Below are 23,943 nucleotides of genomic sequence, written 5' to 3' on the forward strand. Positions count from 1 at the left end.
AAACAAGATGAAGCAGAGGGTTTAGGGAAAACCAATATGTAGACAAAACGGTCAAACTCACGATAAAGATGAGAATGACCGCTTATGTTCACTGTATGAATTTTTTCTTACAGTTCGCTGATGGCGCTGCTCAGGCTCAGCCGCTCATCTTCATTCAGCGGGATAAGAGGAAGACGCACAGATCCGACATCAAGGCCCTTCAGCTGAAGCGCTGTTTTGACCGGAGCCGGATTAGGCGCTTTAAACAGCTCCTTCATAATCGGCAAAAGCTTCTGATGGATCAGCGCTGCGTTTGCCGTTTGCCCGTTTGTATAGTTTTTAATCATCTGCTGCATGTCAGGGCCGACGATATGGCTTGCCACTGACACGACCCCTCTTCCGCCGACCGCAAGAACAGGAAGCGTTAAACCGTCGTCACCGGAATAGACGTAGAAATCCTCCGGCGTTTCCGCAATAATTTTCGTAATGGCATCCAAATCGCCGCTCGCTTCTTTAATAGCGGAGATATTCGGAATCTCAGCCAGACGGATCGCTGTTTCCGGCGCAAGTGAAGCAACCGTTCTGCCCGGAACATTGTAAAGCATAACCGGCAGAGACGTTTCTTCCGCTATGGCTTTAAAATGGCGGTACATGCCTTCCTGTGAAGGTTTATTATAATAAGGCGTGACAAGCATGACGCAATCAACGCCGGCTTCTTCCGCTTTTTTTGTCAGTTTAATGGAGTCTTTCGTATTGTTGCTTCCCGTCCCCGCAATGACAGGAACACGTCCGTTCACTTCTTTGACAGTAAATTCAAAGAGTGCAATTTTTTCTTCTGTTGAAAGGGTCGGGGATTCTCCGGTTGTGCCCGCAACGACTAAAGAATCCGTGCCGTTTTTCAACAAATAGTCAATTAATGTAGACAGCTTTTGAAAATCTACATTCCCTTTATTGTCAAAGGGCGTAATCATCGCTGTAGATATATTTCCGACATTCATTTTTTTCACCTCATCATGATTCAATCACATTTACTTTGAAAGTTCAAACACTTCATGCAAAGCATTTACGGCCGTCACCATATCCTTTTCATGGACAAGAACCCAAATCGTAGTATGGCTGTCGGCAGATTGCAAAATAGGAATGCCTTTGTCAGAAAGCGCTGAGACGATTTTCGACGTGACTCCCGGCACACCCATAATACCGGCTCCGACCGCTGACACTTTTGCACAGCTTTCCGTTACCGCAGGCTCATAGCCTAAATCGGCCAAAATGCTGCGCGCGGCATCCGTTTTATTGCCGGCCACGGTATAAACGATTTCGCTCGGCGTGATATTAAAGAAATCGACGCTGATTCCGGCATTGGCCATTGCTTTAAAGACTTCTGTCTGAACGTTATATTGCCCTAATTTAGCAGGGACCTTAAATTGCGTCACATCTTTTACATGGGCGATTCCGGTAATCAATCTTTCGAAAACATCGCTGCCGACGTTTGAAGAATGATGTGACGTCACCAATGTACCTTTGTCTTTTGAATATGTGGAGCGCACGCGAATCGGCACCTTTGCCTGCATAGCGATTTCCACTGCGCGCGGATGAATGACTTTCGCGCCTTGATAAGCCAGGTTGCAGATTTCCGTGTATGTGACATTCGGAAGCGGCTTAGCGTTCTCAACGATTCTCGGGTCGGCTGTCATAACGCCTTCCACGTCCGTAAAAATGTCAATAAAATCGGCATCGACCGCCGCGCCGAGCGCTGCTGCCGACGTATCGCTGCCTCCTCTTCCGATCGTCGTCGTGTCTCCTTTTTCAGTGGCTCCCTGAAAACCTGCGACAACTACAGCTTCATGATTGGCGAGCGCCGCGAACAGCCGCTCTGTTTTCATTTCAAGAATCTTGGCATCGGTATGCTGGGCATTTGTTAAAAAGCCGGCCTGGGCTCCTGTCAAAGCCGCGGCTTTTATCCCGTTTTCTTTAAGCATGCTTGTAAAAACAACAGAAGAGATCGTTTCCCCGCAAGACAGAAGCATATCCTGCTCTCTCGGAGAAATATCAGACTGGCTGCCGTAAAGAAGCCCGATAAGAGAATCTGTTGCATACGGGTCTCCTTTTCTGCCCATCGCCGACACGACAACGACGACTTTATATCCTTCACTGATGGCTTCTTTAATATGCGATAACGCGAGCTTGCGTCCTTTGTCATCCTTTACAGATGTTCCGCCGAATTTTTGAACAATGATCTTCACTATTTTCACTCCAAATTAGTCTGACGTAACAGAAGAGAGCAGGCAGAGCCTTACTCTCTTCTGTTCGCCTATTGAAAAATACGTTTCGTTTTATACGAGGTTCAGTTTTTGCAGGCTTTCCGCAATTTGAACTGAGTTCCAAGCAGCGCCTTTTAACAGGTTATCAGAAACAACCCATAAATGAAAACCGTTTGCTCTGTCCAGATCTTTACGGATTCGTCCCACAAATACATCGCGTTTGCCGACGGCATCGGCAGGCATTGGGTAAAGCTGCTCCGCCGGGTCATCCTGAAGCGTAACGCCCGGTGCTTCTTTTAAAAGATGTTTGATGTCTTCAACTGTTGCATCATCACGATCTAGTTCAATATATACAGATTCGGAGTGGCCTGTTTCAATCGGCAGTCTGACACATGTCGCCGCTACTTCCAGCTCCGGCATATGCATAATTTTTTTCGTTTCATTAATCATTTTCATTTCCTCAAACGTATAGCCGTTATCTTGGAATTTATCAATTTGCGGGATGGCATTAAAAGCGATTTGATAATGCTTTTTGTCCCCTTTAACAGGCATAATGGATGGTTCTGCCGGTTCATTATTTAAAATCGCCTTTGTCTGGCTGTAAAGTTCTTTGGCCGCTTCATTGCCCGCACCGGATACTGCTTGGTAAGTAGAAACAATGACTTTTTTCAGGCCGTATGCTTTGCGGATCGGTTCAAGAGCCGCCACCATTTGAATGGTTGAGCAGTTAGGATTGGCGATAATACCGTTATGTTCATGCAGGTCAGCCTCGTTCACTTCAGGCACAACAAGCGGTGTGTTTTCATCCATGCGAAACGCACTTGTATTGTCAATGACGATGGCTCCGCGTTTTACAGCTTCAGGCGCCAAGCTTTGTGACACGCTTCCGCCGGCGCTGAATAAAGCGATCTGAACGCCTTCAAAGCTCTCAGGCACAGCTTCCTGCACCGTATACTCTTCGCCTTTAAATGTTACTTTCGTACCAGCAGAGCGTTTTGAGGATAGTAGTGTGAGTGTTTCTATTTCAAAGTTTCTGTCTTCCAGTGTTTTCAGCATTTGCTGTCCTACAGCTCCCGTCGCTCCGACAACTGCTACGTGTAATCCTCTTCCCATCTGTAAAACTCCTTCCGCCAATTAAGCATCATTTGTTGAATTGACTATGCATTTTACGTTTTATTTTACCATAGAATAGTCACGGGTTGACCGAATTTTTTTATTCCGCAAAGATTTTCTGTATATTTAATCATTTATTCATCATGCTGTACAAGCACCGGCTGGACCTGTTCATGCAGAAGGGCTTTTTCAACCGTTATCGGAAGCAGATCCATTTTAGCGACGAGCGACGTCGGCTTTTTAACAGGATCATCCTGACCGAACGGGATGAAGAAAATGTTTTTGGTTGACATCAATCTCATCAAATTCGTGCCGTTCAATCCGAGCGCGTCGTTTGTCGAAATTCCGAGCACGACAGGACGGCCGTTTCTGATTGTGGCTTTCGCGGCCATAAGCACCGGACCGTCGGTCATTGCATTTGCCAGCTTGCTCATTGAATTTCCCGTCAGCGGGGCGATGACCATGCAATCAAGCGGGAGCTTCGGCCCGAGAGGCTCTGCTTTTACAATGGAGTCTATCGCTTCAAACCCAGTCAGCTCTTCGATTTTTCTGACCCATTCCGCTCCCTCTCCAAATCGGGTGTCGGTTGATTGGACAGTGGACGTCACGACAGGACGGACCTCAGCTCCTTCATTTACAAGCGCTTCTATTTGCGGAAAGACGGCATCATATGTGCAGTGTGAGCCGGTTAATCCGAATCCGATTCTTTTCCCGTTCAGAGACATGGCTATTCCCCCTCTTTCTTTACATCTGCCAAAAGCTTGCTGAGGACATTTGCAATAATCTGGCCGGCTGTTTTCGGCGCGACAATTCCCGGAAGCCCCGGGGCAAGCAGCGCTTTAATGCCCTGCTTTTCAGCATATTTGAAGTCCGTTCCGCCCGGACGGGAAGCTAAATCCAAAATCAGGGTCTTCGGTGTCATCCGTGACAAAACGTTTTGATTTAAAATCAAGCTCGGCACAGTATTAATACAGATATCAATATCTTTCACATGGTCTGCAAGCTCTTCTATTTGAAAAGGAGAAAGCCCCATTTCGGTTATACGGGCTAAATGCGCCGAGCTTCGCGCCCCTACTTTTACCTTTGCTCCTAAAGCCGCAAACGTCCGGGCGATTGTCATGCCGGTGCGCCCTAATCCGAGAACGGCCACACTCGATCCGTGGATGGTGTAATCAGTATGCTGAATCGCCATCATGATCGTTCCTTCAACCGTCGGAATAGAGTTAAATATCGCGATATCGTCCCGCTCAAACAACTTGACGAGCTTGCGGCCGGCTTCTTGGGCGATGCCTTCCAGATAGGCGTTTGAGATGCCTGAGTAGATGACGCAATGCGCCGGTGTCTGATTAAGATGCTCCTGCTTTAACACCACTTCCTCATTTGAAAAAACCGTCGAGACAACACCTTCTCCGGTTGTTGCCGATACGGGCAGGATCATACTGTCTATTTTCTGAAATGGAATGTCATCGATTTTGCATTTTACGGTTCCTGTAAAACCGTCATCTAACTGGTCAAATCCTACGAGATAAATATCGGCATGCTGTTCTGTCAGCTTTCTTATAATCTCAAGCTGTCTTGCGTCACCGCCAATGATCGCAATTGTCAATCCGGTTAACATATGAAACGTTCACCTTCTTTACAGTTACTGGATCTTTTAAGTGTCATTCTCCTCTTCATCGTATGTTCGAATAGAAAGGGCGGTGAATGTACAGCATTTTTTTTCAATAAAAAAGCATCGGCGCTGATAAGCCGATGCTGCAAATTGAGAATCTTACCCTTCAGGAGGAGTGATGTCCCCGGGCACGTCTAAAATAATCATATCTGACCCGATTTTTTGTATATGGTTCCAGGGGACACGAATGTCATGACCTTGTTTTCTTAAACCGAACCATTTTACCGTCGGTATGAGAAGGGCCGTAATTTGTCCGTCCTGCTCATTAATTTCCAAATCGGTTTGGCCGAGCACTCCGAGCCGCTCAGCCCGTTTAATGTCTACGATTTCTTTACCTGATAGTTCACTAAGCCTCATGATAGCCACCCCCTTGTACTATATGACCATCATTATTAAAAAATGCCTGCCCCATATCGAGGCAGACCGCTTTCTTGCTTATGTTGAGGCAGGCATGCTGCCTGTCGGGCTGATCAATGATAATGCATAGTCATCCGTGAATAAGCGGCGGCTGAGGCCGTTGACGCTTTCTAAGCTGACCGCATTTAATTCACCGATAATTTCATCCATTGTTTTATGCTTGCCGAGCAGCAGTTCATTTTTTCCGTTACGGCTCATCTTGCTGTTTGTGCTTTCCAGGCTGAGCATCAGGCTTCCCTTCATTTGCTCTTTGCTGTTTTCCAGCTCTTTCGGAGAAATGCCGTCACGTTTTAAAACCGATAACGTCTCTTGAATCGTTTCTGACAGAAGCCCGAGCTGATTGGCGCCGGTGCCGCCGTAAATCGTCAGCATTCCGCTGTCTTCATAAGAGCTGTGATAGCTGTATACAGAATAAGCCAGTCCCTTATCTTCACGCACATCTTGGAAGAGCCGGCTGCTCATGCTTCCGCCAAGCACGTTGTTCAGCACAATTAAATCGTAGATGTCCGGGTCCCCGACTTTCAGGCCTTTAAAACCGAGGCAGAGGTGTGCCTGCTCGGTATCTTTTTTTCTTGTCAGCTTTTCATAATGAAACTCCGGCTCGCTGATCCCGCTCGCTTTGCCTTTTGCTTCGTATGTACCGAACCATTTCTCAACGTCTTTGATAAATTGCTCCGTCACATTGCCGGCAACAGAAATGACGACACGGTCCGGCGTGTAGAAATCATCCATATGCTTTCTGAGAGAATCACCGTTAAAAGAAGCAAGCGTTTCCTCCGTTCCGAGAATCGGGTAACCGAGCGAATGATTGCCGTACGTTGCTTTGCTCAGCAGATCATGGACAATGTCATCCGGTGCATCTTCATACATTTTAATCTCTTCGTAAACGACATTTTTTTCTTTTTTGAGCTCATTTTCATCAAAAACAGAATGAAAGAACATATCCGCCAGCACATCAAGCGCATAGTTTGCATGTTCGTCAAGCACTTTGGCGTAATAACACGTATATTCCTTTGAAGTGAAGGCATTCACTTGCCCGCCTATACGGTCGAAGGATTCTGCGATTTCACGTGCGGATCTCGTATTTGTCCCTTTAAAAAACATATGCTCTAAAAAATGTGAGATGCCGTTGGTTTCGGGCGTTTCATGGCGTGATCCCGTTCCGATCCAGACGCCGATTGCCACAGACCGCACTGTCGGATTATTTTCAAGCACAACTCTTACACCATTTTGGCATGTATAGCGTTTTATCAAGTTTGTTCCTCCTATTCAAAAGCAGGCAAACTGCCGCCTGCTACTTCATCAGCCTGTTTTCATCCATTAAGTCAGACACTGAACCGAGTGCATAGCCTTTTTCTTTAATTTTCGTAATTAACACGTCCAGGCTTTTCGCTGTCGGATCAGTCGGATGCATTAAAATCATGGCCCCATTATGTATTTTACTCAACACCCTTGTTTGTAAAACAGCCGGAGACGGTTTTTGCCAGTCAATGGTATCAACGGTCCACATGATGGTGCCCATTCCTTTTTCCGCAGCAATGTCAACCACCGCTTTTCTGAAGCTGCCGCTTGGCGGCGCAAACCATTTCGGCTTTACACCGAGCGTCTTGCTGATTTGTGCATTGGTCTTGTCAAGCTGTTCGGAAATGCTTCCTGAAGTCAGTTTGCTCATATCAGGGTGATTGTATGAGTGATTTCCGATTTCATGTCCGTCCGCTGCTATTTGTTTGGCCAGTCCCTGATTGTTTTTCAGCCATTTTCCTTCCAGAAAAAAGGTCGCTTTGACTTGCTGCTTTTTCAGAATAGGCAGCATTTGCTCCACATATTCATTTCCCCACGCTACATTTATTAAAAAAGCAACCATCGGTTTGTCCGGATTTCCTTTATAAATGGGCTCAGGTGAAAGAGAATCAAGATGAACTTTCGGCTTTACCTGCTCATACACAAGGTCATCTTCATGAAATTCTCCATCCTTTTTCATTTGCTTATAGGATTTTTCCACATTGACCTTTAAACCGTTGTAGCCAGGTATACTTTTCCATATCTTGTCGATTCTCGCGTCTTGAGCCTTTACTTCATACTCCGGCGCTTTTCGCTGCAATTCTTCGTAGAGCGGATCTTTTGAAGCTGAAACAGTCACTGCGTCTTTCTTCATTGCGTCTATGTAATCAACTGTGTACGGATTTTTTAACATTTCAAACGAAACAAAAAAAAGAAATAAAAAAACGGCAAACGGCACGAATTTTTTCAACATGTCCTTCCCCCCTCACCACACATTATGTAAGAGGAGGACAAGGTAGAACCCGCATGCAGTCATTCTCAAAATAAAGAAGCCGGGTCTCCCAGGCTCCTTGTTAGGTTTTCATTTAAGATTGTTGTTCTTCTTTTTCTTTTTCCTCACGCAGCACTGCTTTGCGTGACAGATTTACTCGGCCCTGCTTGTCAATTTCGGTTACCTTTACAAGGATTTCATCGCCGAGTTTTACAACATCCTCAACCTTGCCGACGCGTTCGAGCGCAAGTTCAGAGATATGAACGAGACCGTCTTTTCCGCTGAAGATTTCAACGAAAGCCCCGAATTTCTCAATTCGCTTGACTTTACCGAGGTAAAGCTGGCCGACTTCTACTTCCCTGACAAGATCTTCGATGATTTTTTTCGCTTTTTGGTTGCTGCTCTCGTCAGTAGAAGAAATAAAGATGGTGCCGTCTTGTTCGATATCGATTTTAACACCGGTATCTTCAATGATTTTATTGATTTGCTTGCCGCTTGGTCCGATAACGTCGCGGATTTTATCCGGATTGATTGTCATCGTTAAAATTTTCGGCGCATATTGAGAAAGTTCTTCTCTTGATTCACCCAGCGTGCTCAGCATGCTGTTAAGGATTTCCATTCTTCCTTTTTTCGCCTGCTGAAGCGCTTCTTCAAGAATTTCTCTTGAAAGGCCTTCGATTTTAATGTCCATTTGAAGCGCGGTAACGCCTTTTGCCGTGCCGGCTACTTTAAAGTCCATGTCACCGAGGGCATCTTCCATGCCTTGAATATCCGTTAATACAGTATAGTACTCGCCTGATTTCACAAGTCCCATCGCGATACCGGCAACAGGCGCTTTAATCGGAACCCCTGCATCCATCATCGCAAGTGTGCTGGCGCAAATACTTGCCTGTGATGTTGAACCGTTTGATTCAAGCACTTCTGATACAAGCCGAACCGTATACGGGAAGTCTTTTTCATTCGGAATGACAGGTTCAAGCGCACGCTCTCCAAGGGCCCCGTGTCCGATTTCACGTCGTCCCGGGCCGCGCATCGGTCCTGTTTCACCAACACTGAATTGCGGGAAGTTATAGTGATGCATAAACCGTTTTGATTCTTCAACGCCTAAGCCGTCAAGAATCTGAACGTCTCCGAGGGCGCCTAACGTACATACGCTGAGCGCTTGTGTTTGTCCTCTTGTAAACAATCCGGAGCCGTGTGTTCTAGGAAGAAGGCCGACTTCTGAAGAAAGCGGGCGGATTTGATCGACGCCGCGGCCGTCAGGACGGACTTTTTCTTCTGTGATCAAACGGCGCACTTCGTTTTTCACAAGCTTAGACAGCGTTTGTTTCACTTTTTTAATCGTATCTTCATCGTGATCTTCTTCTTCAAACTTAGCAACGACTGCAGCTTTCACTTCACTAATGGCATCTTCACGCGCATGCTTCTCATGAACCTGAATCGCTTTAAGAAGATCCGGCTCTGCAAGACTTTTCACTTTTTCGCTGAGTTCTGCATCAATTTCATACAGTGCAATCTCAGTCTTTTCTTTGCCGACTGCAGCGACGATTTCTTCTTGGAATGCAATCAGGCGTTTAATTTCTTCATGGCCGAACATAATCGCTTCAAGCATGATTTCTTCAGGAACTTCATCTGCTCCGGCTTCCACCATGTTGATTGCGTCTTTCGTACCTGCAACAACGAGGTTGATATCGCTTTTTTCAAGCTGGTCAACCGTCGGATTGATGATGAACTGACCGTCAATGCGGCCCACCGTCACACCCGCAATCGGGCCTTCAAACGGAATATCTGATACGCAAAGAGCCAGTGATGAACCGAACATAGCCGCCATTTCAGAAGAGCAGTCTTGATCGACACTCATCACAATGCTGATGACCTGTACTTCATTACGGAATCCGTCAGCGAAAAGCGGGCGGATCGGACGGTCAATCAGACGGCTGGCTAAAATAGCCTTTTCACTCGGCCGGCCTTCTCTTTTAATAAAGCCGCCCGGAATTTTACCTACTGCGTATAATCTTTCTTCATAGTTAACAGTAAGCGGGAAAAAATCAAGCGGTTTTGGTTCTTTTGATGCAGTTGCTGTGCTGAGCACTGCGGTATCGCCGTAGCGGACCATGACAGCGCCGTTTGCCTGTTTGGCAAGCTGGCCGGTTTCTACTGTAAGCTGTCTGCCGGCCCAATCTATGGTAAAGACATGTTTCTCTTGTCCCATTCGATTACGAGCTCCTCTCTTTATGTGTGAAATAATCAATTACTCCTATTATGAACGAAATGAATTCAACATATCAATGTCAAAGTAGTATGTAAAAGGATTTCAATGTATTGATCAACATTTTTTTCGCTTTAATACGATAAAAAAGCGGGAATCCTCCCGCTTTTTACGATTATCGACGTAAGCCTAGTTTGTTAATTAACTCACGGTAACGAGTTACGTCTTTATTACGCAGATACGTAAGAAGATTACGACGTTTACCTACCATTTTAAGAAGACCGCGACGTGAGTGGTGATCTTTCTTGTGAGTACGCAAATGCTCGTTCAAGTTGTTAATTGAGTCTGTTAGGATAGCGATCTGAACTTCTGGAGATCCAGTATCAGATTCGTGTGTTTTAAACTCGCTGATGAGTTGGTTTTTACGTTCTTGAGTAATTGCCATCCTGTTTCACCTCCATATCATAATTAGCCCCAGTTACCTAGCAACCGTCGGTGACTTCGGATTGCCAAGCAATGGTTTTAAGACTACGAAATATATGATACTAAAAATCGCGCCCGTATGCAAATATTTTAGAATAAAATTTGTACACTTTTTCACTTTCTTTCCGTTATTTGCTGAAATAACGGATCGCTTCCTGCTTATCTTTCTCGATTTGAGCGGTTAATTCATCAATTCCGTTAAACTTCCGTTCACTCCGGATGCGTTTATACCACTCAATTTTCACGGTTTCCCCGTATATGTTTTGGTCAAAATCAAACAAATGGACTTCAATAGACGGCTGATCCGGGCGTTTTTCATAAAACGTCGGTTTATAGCCGATATTGCAGACCCCTTCATAAACGTTTCCGTTTATCTCAGCCTTGACGGCATAGACGCCTGTCGGAGGTACGATATAGCTGTTATGTAAACCGACATTCGCGGTCGGAAACCCGATGGTCCGCCCTCTTTTATCACCGTGGATTACAATGCCCTTTATGAAATAAGGCTGTCCGAGAAGGGTGTGCGCCAGCTCAACATCGCCGTTTTGCAGCGCCGATCGAATAGAAGTGGAACTGATTTTCCTGTCCTGCTCGGTCAGTTTCTCGACAGTCGTGCAATCAGCCTTGCCTTCCAGATCAAGAGGCAGTGTATCCATCGTGCCTTTTCCGTATTTTCCATACGTAAAGTCGAATCCCCCAACGGCATGCCGGGCGTTTAACCCTAGAATATAATCCTCTGCAAACTGTTTGGGAGATAGAGCGGCAAACGCTTCATCAAACTTCACGACATACAGCACATCCGCGCCTAAACGCTCAATCTGGCTGATCTTGTCCTCAAGCGGCGTAATCAAATCCTTAGGCTCTTTGTCTCTGCCGAGAACATGGGACGGATGGGGATGGAATGTCATTACGGCCAGCGAAAGGCCTTTTTCTTCGGCAATATGTCTGGCGGTGCCGATTACTTTTTGATGCCCTAAATGAACGCCGTCAAAGTAGCCGAGAGCCATCACTGAGGCTGCCTGCTCTTCCTTTTGTAAATGATGCGGATGAGAAATATGTATCGTCTTCACAGAACGGTCACCTTTTTTCTTATTGTTCGCTTTTTTGCATCAGTACTTTGGCCGGTTTTAACAGTCCTTTTTTTGCAGGATGCGGCATATAAATGGCCACACATTCTCCGGCTTCAGTACAGACCGCTATACGGCCGTCGCTTGTCATTGCAGAAAATTGCGCCGGGGTTTCAAATACTGACCCGTTTTCCGCTTTCATAGCTAATGTATCACTTATGACCCATTTCGGCAAATGATTAAGCGCTCTTTCAATCGGTACTGCGTGATCCGCGACAGTGCCATTGGCTGCCTGCTGTTCAAGCTCCTCAAACGTAAAACACTCTTCAAGGCTGAAATCTCCTGAAGCAGTGCGGATAAGATGCGACATATGAGCGGGGTAGCCGAGCTTTTCACCGATCGTAACCGCCAATGTCCGGACGTACGTTCCTTTCGTGCACGTTACGTTGAAACGAAACGACGCGGTGTCATCCGTATACGTGACAGGTGAAGTGAGGGCTATGTCTTCAATCGTGATCTTTCGCTTCGGCCGTTCTACCTCAATTCCCGCTCTTGCATATTCATACAGCTTTTTACCGTTGACTTTAACGGCGGAATACATCGGCGGCACTTGCTCTTGCGGCCCTTTAAGACTTTCCAATACGTTTTCGATGTCTTCCTCAGCTATCGGCGCCTCAACAGGTTTTACGCTGATTGTTTCCCCCGTCTGATCTTCAGTCGATGTCGAAATACCGAGGGTGATCTCTGCATCGTACGTTTTTGATTTTTCTGTAACGTACTCGACGATTTTTGTGGCCCGTCCGACACAGATCGGCAGCACGCCTGATACTTCAGGATCAAGCGTTCCCGTATGCCCGACTTTTTTTGTTTTTAACAGCTTTCTTATTTTCATCACACAATCGTGCGAGGTCATGCCGACAGGTTTATGTAAAAGGAGAACTCCGTTAACCATCTGCCCTACGCTCCTTCTGAATTGTTTTCATTTGTGTCTTTCAGACGCAGAAAAGAGGACAGACGACATACGCCCATCCTCTTTTTCCGGATTATTCAGATGGTTTATCTGAATGCAGTTCATGAATCAATGTTTCAATACGGTTTCCGTATTCAATGGATTCATCGAATTCAAATTCAAGCTCGGGCGTTTTGCGGAGTCTGATTCGGCTGCCGATTTCTGAACGGATAAATCCCTTCGCTTTCTCCAGCCCTTTCAGCGCTTCCTCTTTCTTCTTTTCTCCGCCGAGAACAGAGATATACACCTTTGCAATTTGTAAATCACCAGAAACACGTACGTCTGTTACAGTCAGAAAACCGATTCTCGGGTCTTTCAGCTTACGGCTGATAATATCCCCAAGCTCTTTTTTCATCTGCTCACCGACACGGTTTGCTCTCATACTCATTTCAATCACCTCTAAGTTAAAACCACTCTGTTCTAGTGATCGTCCGCTCAATTTCGGGAAAGGAGTCAATAAACGCGAGAACGCGCTGCAGCTCCCTTTCCGCCTGAACGTGAGAGGAGGATACCACGGCGATTCCGAAGCTGGTTCTCTGCCAAGTGTCCTGATAGCCGATTTCAGCAGCAGACACGTTGAACTTATTTCGAACCCTTGTGATGATCCGCTTCAAAACAGCGCGCTTCTCCTTTAATGATCCCGCATCATAAATGATGCATTCACATTCCGCAAATCCGATCACTTTCTTTCAATTTCCTGCATGACATACGCTTCAAGGATATCACCTTCGCGAATGTCATTGTATTTCTTAATCGTAATACCACATTCATATCCTTGTGAAACTTCTTTTACATCATCTTTAAAGCGTTTCAGAACGTCTACTTCACCTTCAAAGATTACGACGCCGTCACGGATCAGACGCAGGCCGCTGTCGCGTGTGATTGTGCCTTCGGTTACATAGCCTCCGGCAATGGTGCCGATTTTAGATACTTTGAACGTTTGGCGGACCTCAACCTGACCGATGATTTTCTCTTCGTATTCAGGATCAAGCATACCTTTCATCGCTGCTTCAATTTCGTCGATGACTTTGTAAATGATACGGTGAAGGCGGATGTCTACATTTTCAGCTTCAGCCGTACTTTTAGCATTTCCGTCAGGGCGTACATTAAACCCGATAACGATCGCATTTGATGCAGAAGCCAGAATAATGTCTGATTCCGTAATCGCACCGACCCCTGTATGAATGATTTTCACTTTAACGCCTTCTACTTCAATTTTTTGAAGAGCGGCCGTTAACGCTTCAGCTGAACCTTGAACGTCAGCTTTCACGATTAAGTTAATGTCTTTGACATCGCCTTGTTTGATTTGTTCAAACAGATCATCAAGGCTGAGCTTTGCTTTGTCGCTGCGCTGTTCTTCCAATTGTTTAGAAGCGCGCGCCTCACCGACAGAACGAGCAGTTTTTTCGTCTTTAAAGACGAGGAATTGGTCACCTGCTAACGGCACGTCGTTAAGGCCCGTAATTTCTACAGGTGTTGACGGTCCGGCTGTTTTCACGCGGCGGCCGAGATCATTGACCATTGCCCGCACGCGGCCGAATGTGTTTCCGACAACGATCGGATCACCGACATGCAATGTTCCCGTTTGAACGAGTAATGTCGCAACCGATCCTCTGCCTTTATCAAGCTCGGCTTCAATAACCGTTCCTTTTGCCTGGCGGTTCGGATTGGCTTTCAGCTCCTCTACCTCACTGACAAGCAGAATCATTTCGACAAGCTCATCGATTCCCTTGCCGGAAAGAGCGGATAGCGGAACGAAAATCGTTTCTCCTCCCCATGCTTCAGGAACAAGTCCGTATTCCGTAAGCTCCTGCATGACACGGTCAGGGTTTGCGCTTTCTTTATCAATTTTATTCACAGCAACGATAATCGGAACTTCAGCCGCTTTTGCGTGATTGATGGCTTCGACTGTTTGCGGCATAACGCCGTCATCGGCCGCTACGACTAAAATCGTAATATCGGTTACTTCCGCACCGCGCGCACGCATCGTTGTGAAAGCCGCGTGTCCCGGTGTATCAAGAAACGTGATTTTTTTGCCGTTTTCTTCGATTTGGTATGCACCGATATGCTGCGTAATTCCGCCGGCTTCCCCTTCAACAACCTTTGTTTTTCGGATGCTGTCGAGAAGCGTTGTTTTCCCGTGGTCAACGTGGCCCATAATCGTTACGACTGGCGGACGGATTTGAAGATCTTCTTCTTTGTCAGCGTCTTCGTACTTTTCGAGCTCAGTTTCTTCTAGAACAATCACTTCTTCTGTTTCCACACCGTATTCGGATGCGATCAGTTCGATTGTGTCTTTGTCAAGCTCCTGGTTAATGGTGGCCATTACGCCGAGAAGCATGAGTTTTTTAATGATTTCAGACGGTTCTTTGCCAAGTTCCTCGGCTAAGGCTCCGACTGATAAAGTGCCTGAAAACGTAATTTTTTCAGGAAGCTCTTTTTTCGGCTTCAGCGGTTTTTGCTGATGCTGATTTTTGTTGTTGTGATTGCGTTTGTTTTTGTTGTTGTTGTTATTCTTCTTGTTTTTGTTAAATTGATTATTCTGCACGTCATTCTTCTTTCCGTCTCGAATTTTGTTTGGTTGATTTCCAGCAGACTGCTGATTAACCCCTTGCGGCTGCTTGTTTTTGTTCGTTTCCGCAGGCTTTTGAGATTTAACACCGGCGCCGCCTTTTTTAAATTTCGCATCAAGCTGCTTAATGGTCTTTTCTTCAAGCGTTGCCATATGGTTATTTACTACTATATCCATGTTTTTCAGCGCCGTCAAAATTTCCTTACTTGAAACATTGATGGCTTTTGCATATTCGTATACTCTCATTTTAGCCATTCGTTCACCCCCAAAAATATTAATCGAGCAAGCTGATCAGCTTATTCGCAAAACCTTGGTCAGTGACGGCGACAACGACACGTGATTCCTTGCCGATAGAGCGGCCGAGATCCGCGCGGCTTTCGACTTTTTTATAGGGCACTTTATAATAATTGCATTTGTCGGATACTTTCTTTGCAGTATTCGCTGATGCATCTTCTGTCAGCAGAACAAGCTTTGCACGCGCATTTCTAATTTCTTTTATAACCAAGTCCTCGCCTGACACGACCTTACGAGCTCGATTGGCCAGACCCAGCAAGGGAAACCATTCCATTCCAGACATGTTATTTTTTCACCTTTTCCGCCAGTTCCAGCAATTCTTCGAAAATCTGGTCATCGATTTGTGATTGAAATTGATTTTGCAATGTGTTTTTCTTTTTCGCAGCTAAGATGCATTCTTTTTCAAGGGTGATGTAGGCACCCCGTCCGTTCTTTTTTCCGGTCGGATCGACTGAGATCTCGCCTTCTTTAGAACGGACAATTCGGATCAGTTCCTTTTTAGGCTTCATTTCCCCCGTTGCCACGCATTTGCGCAGAGGAATTTTTTTTCGCTTATTCACCTAAAGTCACCTCTTATTCATCCGATTCGGCTGTTTCAGGCTCCATAAAGAGCGGCTCTAAATCTTCATCTTCTTCATGCTCTCTCGGATAGATGCCAAGGTCTCTTGCATCCGTTTCGCTTTTGATATCAATCTTCCAGCCTGTCAGTTTCGCAGCTAAGCGGGCGTTCTGCCCTCTTTTTCCGATTGCCAGAGAAAGCTGGTAATCAGGGACGATGACAGTGGTTGCTTTTTCTTCTTCGTTGACGATGACCTCCAGCACTTTGGACGGGCTGAGCGCATTGGCAACAAATTCAACCGGATCGTCAGACCAGTTGACGATATCAATTTTTTCGCCTTTCAGCTCGTTAACGATCGCCTGCACGCGCTGACCTTTCGGACCGACGCATGAGCCGACCGGATCTACATCAGGATCGTCAGTGCGGACGGAGATTTTAGAACGGTCGCCTGCTTCTCTGGCAACAGATTTCAGCTCAACGGTTCCGTCATAAATTTCCGGCACTTCTATTTCAAAAAGACGCTTTAAAAGACCAGGATGTGTTCTTGATACATAAATTTGCGGTCCCTTTGTTGTTTTTTCGACCTTGGTGATAAATACCTTAATCCGGTCGTGCGGTTTGTAGCTTTCATTCGGCATTTGTTCATTAACGGGCAGCAGCGCTTCAATCTTGCCGAGAGACACGTAAATAAATTTGCTGTCTAAGCGCTGTACAATTCCCGTCATGATGTCTTCTTCACGATCGATAAATTCCGAATAAATCACACCGCGCTCAGCTTCGCGGACACGCTGCGTCACGACTTGTTTCGCCGTTTGCGCGGCAATTCGCCCGAAATCTTTAGGTGTCACTTCTATTTCAACAACATCTCCGACAAGATAGTTCGGATGGATGCTTTGGGCGTCGTCGAGCGAGATTTCAAGCCTTGAATCATACACCTCGTCTACAACGTCTTTTCTGGCGAACACACGAATGGTGCCCGTCTCACGGTTCAAATCAACCCGTACGTTTTGCGCCTGGTTAAAATTTCGCTTATAGGCAGAAATTAAGGCAGCTTCAATTGCTTCGATGATAATGTCTTTACTGATGCCTTTTTCTTTTTCAAGAATAGTGAGAGCATCTAATAGTTCACTGCTCATGTTAGCGGTCTCCCCCCTTAAACACTTATACTCAATTAATGAAATGTTACAGCTAATCTTGCGTTAGCTATTTTTTCGTACGGAATATTGACCCGTTTCTTTCTTGTTTTGACCGTCATCTCTATTGTAGCAGTTTGTCCATCAAATTCAGCCAATTTGCCTTCAAACACTTTTAAACCGTCAATCGGTTCGTACGTTTTCATATAAACATTTTTACCAAGTGATTTTTCGAAGTCGGCTTTTTTCTTTAATGGGCGCTCGGCTCCAGGAGAGGATACTTCAAGAAAGTAGTTTTGAGTAATCGGATCGGCCTCATCCAGCTTTTCGCTTAACGCTTCGCTGACTTTGGCGCACTCCTCAATATCAACACCGTCATCGGAATCAATAAACACGCGAAGGAACCAGTTTTGACCCTCTTTGACAAATTCAATGTCTACGAGTTCAAGCTGAAGGTCATCTAGTATGGGCTGAGCCATTTCTTGAACGGTATCAGTCACTTTTTTGCTCATGTTTTTCCTCCTTGTGCTGGCGATATCATATCAGCCGTCTTCTCTGCATAAAAACCCTGCTTCAAAAGAGCAGGGGCTTTAAGAAAACGATGGACATGTCGAGGCAAAATTGCCTGTTCAATACAAAAGAGCGGGTTTCCCCACTCTTTGCCTCGGTAATCGTTAGCATTTCCAATAAAACTATACCATAACCATATATTTTATGCAAATCAATCTCCATCGCAAGCCTTACTTACACGGGCTTTAAAACAGTGATAACTGGTTTTGGTCAGGCAGCGACTCCAGACAGCCGTGCCGATCTAAATACTCTAAAATGGTTTTTGACACTTTACCTCTTTTCTGAAGGTCCTCTTTAGAAAGGAATTCCCCTTCTTCACGCGCTTTCACGATATTAAGAGCGGCGTTTGTTCCAAGCCCCGGTATCGAGTTGAACGGCGGAATCAGACTGTTGCCGTCAATGATAAATTCCGAAGCGCTTGACCGGTATAAATCAACCTTCTGGAAGGAAAAGCCGCGTTCACACATTTCAAGCGCAAGCTCTAACACGGTAAGGAGGTTTTTTTCCTTCGGCGAAGCATCAAGCCCTTTAGAGCTGATCTCATCCATCACCGCTCTGATGGCAGTCGAGCCTTTAATCATCGTGTCAATGTCAAAGTCATCGGCACGCACGGTAAAATAAGCGGCGTAATATAAAAGCGCGTGGTGCACTTTAAAATATGCGATCCGCACCGCCATTAACACATACGCGGCGGCGTGGGCTTTCGGGAACATATATTTAATTTTTTTGCACGAATCAATATACCAGTTCGGTACATTGTTATTTTTCATTTCTTCTTCCCATTCAGGCGTGAGGCCCTTTCCTTTACGGACAAACTCCATAATTTTAAAGGCCAGTGACGGCTCGAGCCCCTGATAGATCAGGTAAACCATGATATCGTCACGGCAGCCGATCACTTCACTGAGTTCACACGTATTGTTGTGGATCAATTCCTGGGCATTGCCGAGCCATACGTCAGTTCCGTGGGAAAGGCCGGAAATTTGGACAAGCTCAGAAAACGTCGTCGGCTTTGTATCCTCAAGCATTTGCCGTACAAACCGCGTTCCGAATTCAGGAATACCGAGCGTTCCCGTTTTACAGCCGATTTGTTCTTCGGTTACACCGAGAGATTCAGTCCCTTGGAATATTTTCATCACTTCGGGGTCATCGGTCGGTATCGTTTTCGGGTCAATACCGCTTAAATCCTGAAGCATACGGATGACTGTCGGATCATCGTGCCCTAATATATCAAGCTTCAGCAAGTTGTCATGAATGGAATGGAAATCAAAGTGAGTCGTTTTCCATTCAGAGCCCGTCGCATCCGCCGGGAATTGAATCGGTGAAAAATCGTAAATATCCATATAATCCGGCACAACGATAATTCCCCCCGGGTGCTGTCCAGTCGTTCTTTTGACGCCTGTACAGCCCTGCACGAGGCGGTCGATTTCCGCGCCGCGCATATGAAGATTGTGATCACCCGCATAGCCTTTCACATACCCGTACGCCGTCTTTTCAGCAACGGTGCCGATGGTCCCCGCACGGTACACGTTATCTTCACCGAATAAAACCTTCGTATAATTATGGGCATGCGGCTGATACTCACCCGAGAAGTTCAAGTCAATATCGGGCACTTTATCTCCTTTAAATCCTAAAAAGGTTTCAAACGGAATATCATGCCCGTCTTTTTTCAAAGACGCGCCGCAATTCGGACAGCTTTTATCCGGAAGGTCAAAGCCTGAACCGACTGAGCCGTCATTAAAGAACTCGGAATACCTGCAGCTCGGGCACACATAGTGCGGAGCGAGAGGGTTTACTTCAGTGATTTCCGTTAACGTCGCCACAAGTGACGAACCGACCGATCCCCGTGAGCCGACAAGATAACCGTCATCGAGTGACCGTTTTACAAGCTTATGAGAAATAAGATAAATAACGGCAAAACCGTGGCCGATAATACTTTTCAGCTCTTTTTCTATTCTCGCTTCCACAATTTCAGGCAGTTCTTCGCCATAAATGCTTCGGGCGCGCTGGTAGCTCATTTCACGGATTTCTTCATCGGCGCCTTCAATTTTCGGCGTGTACAGATCATCTTTAATCGGTTTGATGTCCTCAATCATCGAGGTGACTTTTTGCGTATTCGTGACGACGATTTCTTTCGCTTTTTCCCCGCCTAAAAAGGAGAAAGCGTCAAGCATTTCGTCAGTGGTTCTAAAGTGCACTTTCGGCAGTTCATGCCGGTTTAACGGATTGGCGCCGCCTTGGGAGGAAATTAAGATCTTCCGGTAAATTTTGTCCTCATCGTTTAAATAGTGGACATTTCCCGTTGCGACGACGGGCTTATTCAATTTCTCACCGAGCTTTGTAATATTCGCGATGATTTCTTTCAGCGCTTTTTCATCACGGACGAGTTCAAGCTGCAACAGATGCCTGTATACTTCCGGCGGCTGCACTTCAAGATAATCATAGAAGGAAGCGATATCTTCGACCTCTTCAGGCGATTTTTGCATCATGCCTTCAAAGACCTCTCCCCTGTCACAGGCAGAACCGATTAAAAGGCCTTCCCTGTATTTATTAAGCTGTGATCTCGGAATGCGCGGCACTCTGTAGAAATAGTGAATATGAGAAATGGATACAAGCTTAAACAAGTTTTTCAGGCCGGTTTCATTTACGGCAAGCAATGTTGCGTGATACGGTCTGGATCTTTGGTAAGCATTGGATTGCCCCATGTTCTCATTCAGCTGGTCATGATAATGAATATCTCTTTCGGCGGCATCTTTCAGCATTTTTAACAGCAGGTAGCCTGTCGCCTCTGCGTCAAAAACCGCACGGTGGTGCTGGGTTAATTCAATATCAAATTTCTTACATAACGTATTTAAGCGGTGATTTTTAAATTCAGGATAAAGGAAACGCGCAAGTTCAAGCGTATCAATGACCGGGTTTTTCGCTTTTTCCGTTTTCAGGAGACGTTTGTACGCCACATTTAAAAATCCCATATCAAAGCTTGCGTTGTGTGCCACAAGCACATCATCGCCGATCCATTCCTTGAAATCCCGCACTACATCAACAACATCCGGAGCGTCACGAACCATGTCATCCGTAATACCGGTAAGTTCAATCGTCGTTGCCGACAGCGGGTGATGGGGATTGGCGAACGCTTCAAATTTATCTATGATTTCTCCGCCTCTTATTTTGACTGCCGCAAGCTCAATTATGGTATCGTATACGGCCGACAAACCCGTCGTTTCAACGTCAAATACGACATAAGTATCTTCTTCAAGCAGACGATGCGCAGGGTTGTACGCGATCGGAACACCATCATCAACGATATTGGCTTCCATCCCGTAAATCATTTTAATTCCGTGCTTTTTCGCCGCGGCATATGCATCCGGGAAAGACTGTACGACAGCATGGTCTGTTAATGCGATCGCTTCATGCCCCCATTTTTTTGCCTGTTCCACAAGCTTTCCGATGCCCGTTACGGCATCCATTTGGCTCATCGGAGAATGCAGATGAAGCTCCACCCGTTTTTCGCCTTCAGGGGCAGTATCTTCACGGTTTTTTGCTTTTACTTCATTTACATCGTTTGCAATCATGACGAGGTCTCTGACAAACGTATCATTTTGGATGCTTCCCCTTGCTTTCACCCACATGCCTTTTTTCAGCGTTTTCATTAAGGCGGCGTCTTCTTTTTCTCTTGCAAACATTTTAATTAAAATGCTGTTTGTGTAGTCAGTAATTTTAAAAATGCAGAGCGTGCGTCCGCTTTTCAGCTCACGTGTTTCGGCATCAAAAACATAACCTTGCACCGTAATTCTTCTTTCTTCATCCATGATGCTGTCAAGCGTCCGAATCTCTTCATTTTCTTTAATTTGGTAGCCGATGACAAGCGGCCCTGACGGCGCCTGGTCCTCATCGCCCTCTTTCTCCTTCTTCTCCATTTCGATCAGAGCCTGCATTGCCCGCTCTTGGTCTTCGGCAAGCTTTTGCTCCCGGAATTTCTGCACTTCTTGGTCAGACACAAAAATTTCCGTATCGAGCTGAAGGTCAGGAAAGCCAAACTGGCGGTAGCTTTGCTGGATAAGTGAGCTGTATTTATTTTTAAGGGCCGATGCTTCTGTATCGGTTTTTGTTTTGACGATCAGTTTGTTCCCCATGAGCTTCGGCTTCTGCTGATTTAACAAAGCCACCATCGGCGGCGAGGTACCTTCAAGCTCTTCAATGCAGCGTGTCCAATAATCTTGCACCAGCTCCTCGCTGACTGCCGGGTCAATGACTTTAATCGACGACGTGACGCGGGCAATGTGAGCAAATGATTGTGTCAATCTCATCATAAACGCGTCATATATTTGATACGGCAAAAGAGCCTTAAAGCGAAATTGAAAATGCCAAGCCTTTTGTGCTTTATGAATTGTCAGTTTATCAATCTCTCCGTCTTCAAAGTACGTCATGAAGGTATCATCTGTCATATTAAGCTGCTGCAGAAGAATCTGAAACTGTCTTCTGTTTACTGATAACTGTTCCATTCAGACAGTATCCCTCCCTAAAAACATCATAAGTGAAGGTACCTCCGATGGTGATGAGGTACCTTCTTTTTTCTCTATTTTAGCATGGTTTTCACCAATTCGTTATGCTGATTACTTCGTCTTGATAAATTCAGACAGCTCATCCACTGAAACTTCGGCTGATTCGCCGGTTTTGCGGATTTTCACTTCAACAATGCCTTCGTCGGCACGTTTTCCGACAGTGATGCGGATCGGAAGGCCGATCAGGTCAGAATCAGCGAATTTTACGCCGGCGCGTTCCGCACGGTCATCGTATAACACGTCATAGCCTTCCGCTTGGAATTTGCCGTACAGCTGTTCAGCGAGTTCCTTTTGCGCTTCATTTTTCATGTTTAAAGCCAAAATGTGAAGGTCATACGGAGCAACACTTTTCGGCCAGATCAGGCCTTTCTCGTCATGGTGCTGTTCAGCGATTGCGGAAAGCGTTCTGGATACGCCGATTCCGTAGCATCCCATCAGCATTGGCTGCGCACGTCCGTTTTCATCAAGATATGTCGCATTCATTGCCTCAGAATAACGCGTGCCGAGTTTAAAGACTTGTCCGACTTCGATACCTTCTGCGAAACGGATCGTTCCTTTTCCGTCAGGAGACGGATCGCCTTCCTGAATGATTCGGAGATCAGCATATTCTTTAACGGTAGCGTCGCGTTCAATATTAACGTTCCGGTAATGGCGGTCTTTTTCATTCGCACCGCTGACAGCATTCACCATGACTTTCACGGCTTGGTCGGCATAAATCTCAATATCTGAATCAACACCGACAGGGCCGATAAATCCGGGCTCCGTTCCGAGTTTTTCTGCTGCTTCTTCATATGACGCAAGCTCAACCACTTCTGCATTGAGAAGATTTTTCACTTTTACGTCATTGACCTCATGATCCCCTCTGACTAAAACGAGAACAAACCGATCATCCGCTTTAAACAGAATAGACTTGATGCAAGCACTCGGCTCGATTTGTAAGAAAGCAGAAAGTTCTTCAATGCTTTTGACATTCGGCGTATCGATTTTCTCAAGCGCCTCTGGTTTTTCATTCGAAGGCTCGCTGTTCATGACAACTTCCGCCATTTCCGTGTTTGCCGCATAAGGGGATTCGTCGGAATAAGCAATGGTATCTTCCCCTATTTCAGAAAGAGCCATAAACTCATGCGTGTCTTTTCCTCCCATTGCGCCTGAATCAGCAATAACCGGGCGGACGTTTAATTCGCAGCGGGCGAAAATGCTGCTGTACGCGCTGTACATGTTTTGGTACGTTTCCTCCAGGCTCTCTTCAGAAGAATGGAAAGAATATGCATCCTTCATAATAAATTCACGGCCCCGCAATAATCCGAAACGAGGGCGTTTTTCATCTCTGAATTTAGACTGGATCTGATAAAGAGTCAGCGGCAGACGCTTATAAGATTTAACCTCATCGCGCACGAGTGACGTAATAACTTCCTCATGTGTCGCTCCTAAAGCAAATTCACGGCCGTGACGGTCTTTTAACCGCATTAATTCAGGCCCGTACGTATACCATCTGCCTGATTCCTGCCAAGTTTCGGCCTGCTGAAGGGCTGGCATCAGCATTTCCACTGCGTTGATTTTTTCCATTTCTTCACGCACGATGTTCTGAATGTTTTGAATGACCCTGTAAGCAAGGGGCATATAGCTGTAAATCCCGCTCGTATTTTGTCTGATAAATCCCGCTCGTAAAAGAAGCTTATGGCTTTTTGCTTCAGCGTCAGCCGGCACTTCCCTCAGAGTCGGAATAAGCGTCAAACTTTGTCTCATGTCTTCGCACCTCTGATTTATTTACTAG

21 protein-coding genes are annotated in these 23,943 nt (G+C 45.9%); all 21 read right to left on the reverse strand.

Annotated features, from left to right (window positions below; all coding sequences use genetic code 11):
• Positions 1 to 107: 107 nt before the first annotated feature.
• On the reverse strand, positions 108 to 977 hold the full coding sequence (gene dapA, locus J7E26_RS04950; RefSeq protein WP_061520570.1) for a 4-hydroxy-tetrahydrodipicolinate synthase: 870 nt from the start codon (positions 975 to 977) through the stop codon (positions 108 to 110).
• Positions 978 to 1,007: 30 nt separating this feature from the next.
• Positions 1,008 to 2,222: an aspartate kinase gene (gene dapG, locus J7E26_RS04955; protein WP_214799222.1), complete on the reverse strand. Its 1,215-nt coding sequence runs from the start codon at positions 2,220 to 2,222 to the stop codon at positions 1,008 to 1,010.
• A gap of 90 nt (positions 2,223 to 2,312) precedes the next feature.
• Positions 2,313 to 3,353 carry an aspartate-semialdehyde dehydrogenase gene (gene asd, locus J7E26_RS04960; protein ID WP_214799224.1) on the reverse strand — a complete coding sequence of 347 codons (1,041 nt, stop codon included), beginning with the start codon at positions 3,351 to 3,353 and terminating at the stop codon, positions 2,313 to 2,315.
• 134 nt (positions 3,354 to 3,487) lie between these two features.
• Positions 3,488 to 4,078 (reverse strand): dipicolinate synthase subunit B, encoded by a 591-nt coding sequence (gene dpaB / locus J7E26_RS04965; protein ID WP_214799226.1) that lies wholly within the window; start codon positions 4,076 to 4,078, stop codon positions 3,488 to 3,490.
• 2 nt (positions 4,079 to 4,080) lie between these two features.
• Positions 4,081 to 4,971: a dipicolinic acid synthetase subunit A gene (dpaA, locus tag J7E26_RS04970; protein WP_214799228.1), complete on the reverse strand. Its 891-nt coding sequence runs from the start codon at positions 4,969 to 4,971 to the stop codon at positions 4,081 to 4,083.
• A gap of 153 nt (positions 4,972 to 5,124) precedes the next feature.
• Entirely contained in the window at positions 5,125 to 5,382 is a 258-nt protein-coding gene (locus J7E26_RS04975) for a YlmC/YmxH family sporulation protein (RefSeq protein ID WP_214799230.1), read from the reverse strand.
• Positions 5,383 to 5,460: 78 nt separating this feature from the next.
• Entirely contained in the window at positions 5,461 to 6,696 is a 1,236-nt protein-coding gene (locus tag J7E26_RS04980) for a M16 family metallopeptidase (RefSeq protein WP_214799232.1), read from the reverse strand.
• Between the two features lie 40 nt (positions 6,697 to 6,736).
• Entirely contained in the window at positions 6,737 to 7,696 is a 960-nt protein-coding gene (locus J7E26_RS04985; protein WP_214799234.1) for a polysaccharide deacetylase family protein, read from the reverse strand.
• 112 nt (positions 7,697 to 7,808) lie between these two features.
• Positions 7,809 to 9,926 carry a polyribonucleotide nucleotidyltransferase gene (gene pnp, locus J7E26_RS04990; RefSeq protein WP_214799236.1) on the reverse strand — a complete coding sequence of 706 codons (2,118 nt, stop codon included), beginning with the start codon at positions 9,924 to 9,926 and terminating at the stop codon, positions 7,809 to 7,811.
• 172 nt (positions 9,927 to 10,098) lie between these two features.
• On the reverse strand, positions 10,099 to 10,368 hold the full coding sequence (rpsO, locus tag J7E26_RS04995; protein WP_003154182.1) for a 30S ribosomal protein S15: 270 nt from the start codon (positions 10,366 to 10,368) through the stop codon (positions 10,099 to 10,101).
• A 166-nt stretch (positions 10,369 to 10,534) separates the two neighbouring features.
• Entirely contained in the window at positions 10,535 to 11,476 is a 942-nt protein-coding gene (gene ribF, locus J7E26_RS05000) for a bifunctional riboflavin kinase/FAD synthetase (RefSeq protein ID WP_214799238.1), read from the reverse strand.
• A gap of 19 nt (positions 11,477 to 11,495) precedes the next feature.
• The gene (gene truB / locus J7E26_RS05005; RefSeq protein ID WP_214799239.1) at positions 11,496 to 12,425 is read right to left on the reverse strand and encodes a tRNA pseudouridine(55) synthase TruB; all 930 of its coding nucleotides are present in this window, start codon (positions 12,423 to 12,425) and stop codon (positions 11,496 to 11,498) included.
• A 91-nt stretch (positions 12,426 to 12,516) separates the two neighbouring features.
• Entirely contained in the window at positions 12,517 to 12,870 is a 354-nt protein-coding gene (rbfA, locus tag J7E26_RS05010) for a 30S ribosome-binding factor RbfA (RefSeq protein WP_003154185.1), read from the reverse strand.
• A gap of 16 nt (positions 12,871 to 12,886) precedes the next feature.
• Positions 12,887 to 13,165, reverse strand: coding sequence for a DUF503 domain-containing protein (locus J7E26_RS05015; protein WP_061520559.1), 279 nt, complete (start codon positions 13,163 to 13,165; stop codon positions 12,887 to 12,889).
• The gene (gene infB / locus J7E26_RS05020) at positions 13,162 to 15,309 is read right to left on the reverse strand and encodes a translation initiation factor IF-2 (protein ID WP_214799241.1); all 2,148 of its coding nucleotides are present in this window, start codon (positions 15,307 to 15,309) and stop codon (positions 13,162 to 13,164) included. Before infB ends, J7E26_RS05015 begins: the two co-directional genes overlap by 4 nt.
• 19 nt (positions 15,310 to 15,328) lie before the next feature.
• Positions 15,329 to 15,631 (reverse strand): YlxQ family RNA-binding protein, encoded by a 303-nt coding sequence (locus J7E26_RS05025; RefSeq protein WP_003154192.1) that lies wholly within the window; start codon positions 15,629 to 15,631, stop codon positions 15,329 to 15,331.
• Between the two features lies 1 nt (position 15,632).
• Positions 15,633 to 15,908 carry an RNase P modulator RnpM gene (gene rnpM, locus J7E26_RS05030; RefSeq protein ID WP_214799243.1) on the reverse strand — a complete coding sequence of 92 codons (276 nt, stop codon included), beginning with the start codon at positions 15,906 to 15,908 and terminating at the stop codon, positions 15,633 to 15,635.
• A gap of 13 nt (positions 15,909 to 15,921) precedes the next feature.
• Positions 15,922 to 17,043 carry a transcription termination factor NusA gene (gene nusA / locus J7E26_RS05035; RefSeq protein ID WP_214799246.1) on the reverse strand — a complete coding sequence of 374 codons (1,122 nt, stop codon included), beginning with the start codon at positions 17,041 to 17,043 and terminating at the stop codon, positions 15,922 to 15,924.
• Between the two features lie 35 nt (positions 17,044 to 17,078).
• A complete protein-coding gene (gene rimP / locus J7E26_RS05040; protein ID WP_214799248.1) occupies positions 17,079 to 17,552 on the reverse strand; it encodes a ribosome maturation factor RimP in 474 nt (157 codons plus the stop codon).
• A 243-nt stretch (positions 17,553 to 17,795) separates the two neighbouring features.
• Positions 17,796 to 22,109 (reverse strand): PolC-type DNA polymerase III, encoded by a 4,314-nt coding sequence (locus J7E26_RS05045; protein ID WP_214799251.1) that lies wholly within the window; start codon positions 22,107 to 22,109, stop codon positions 17,796 to 17,798.
• Positions 22,110 to 22,220: 111 nt separating this feature from the next.
• Positions 22,221 to 23,915, reverse strand: a complete 1,695-nt coding sequence (locus tag J7E26_RS05050) for a proline--tRNA ligase (protein ID WP_214799252.1) — start codon at positions 23,913 to 23,915, stop codon at positions 22,221 to 22,223.
• Between the last annotated feature and the right edge of the window lie 28 nt (positions 23,916 to 23,943).

The organism is Bacillus sp. ISL-51 (assembly GCF_018613535.1).
Classification (GTDB): domain Bacteria; phylum Bacillota; class Bacilli; order Bacillales; family Bacillaceae; genus Bacillus.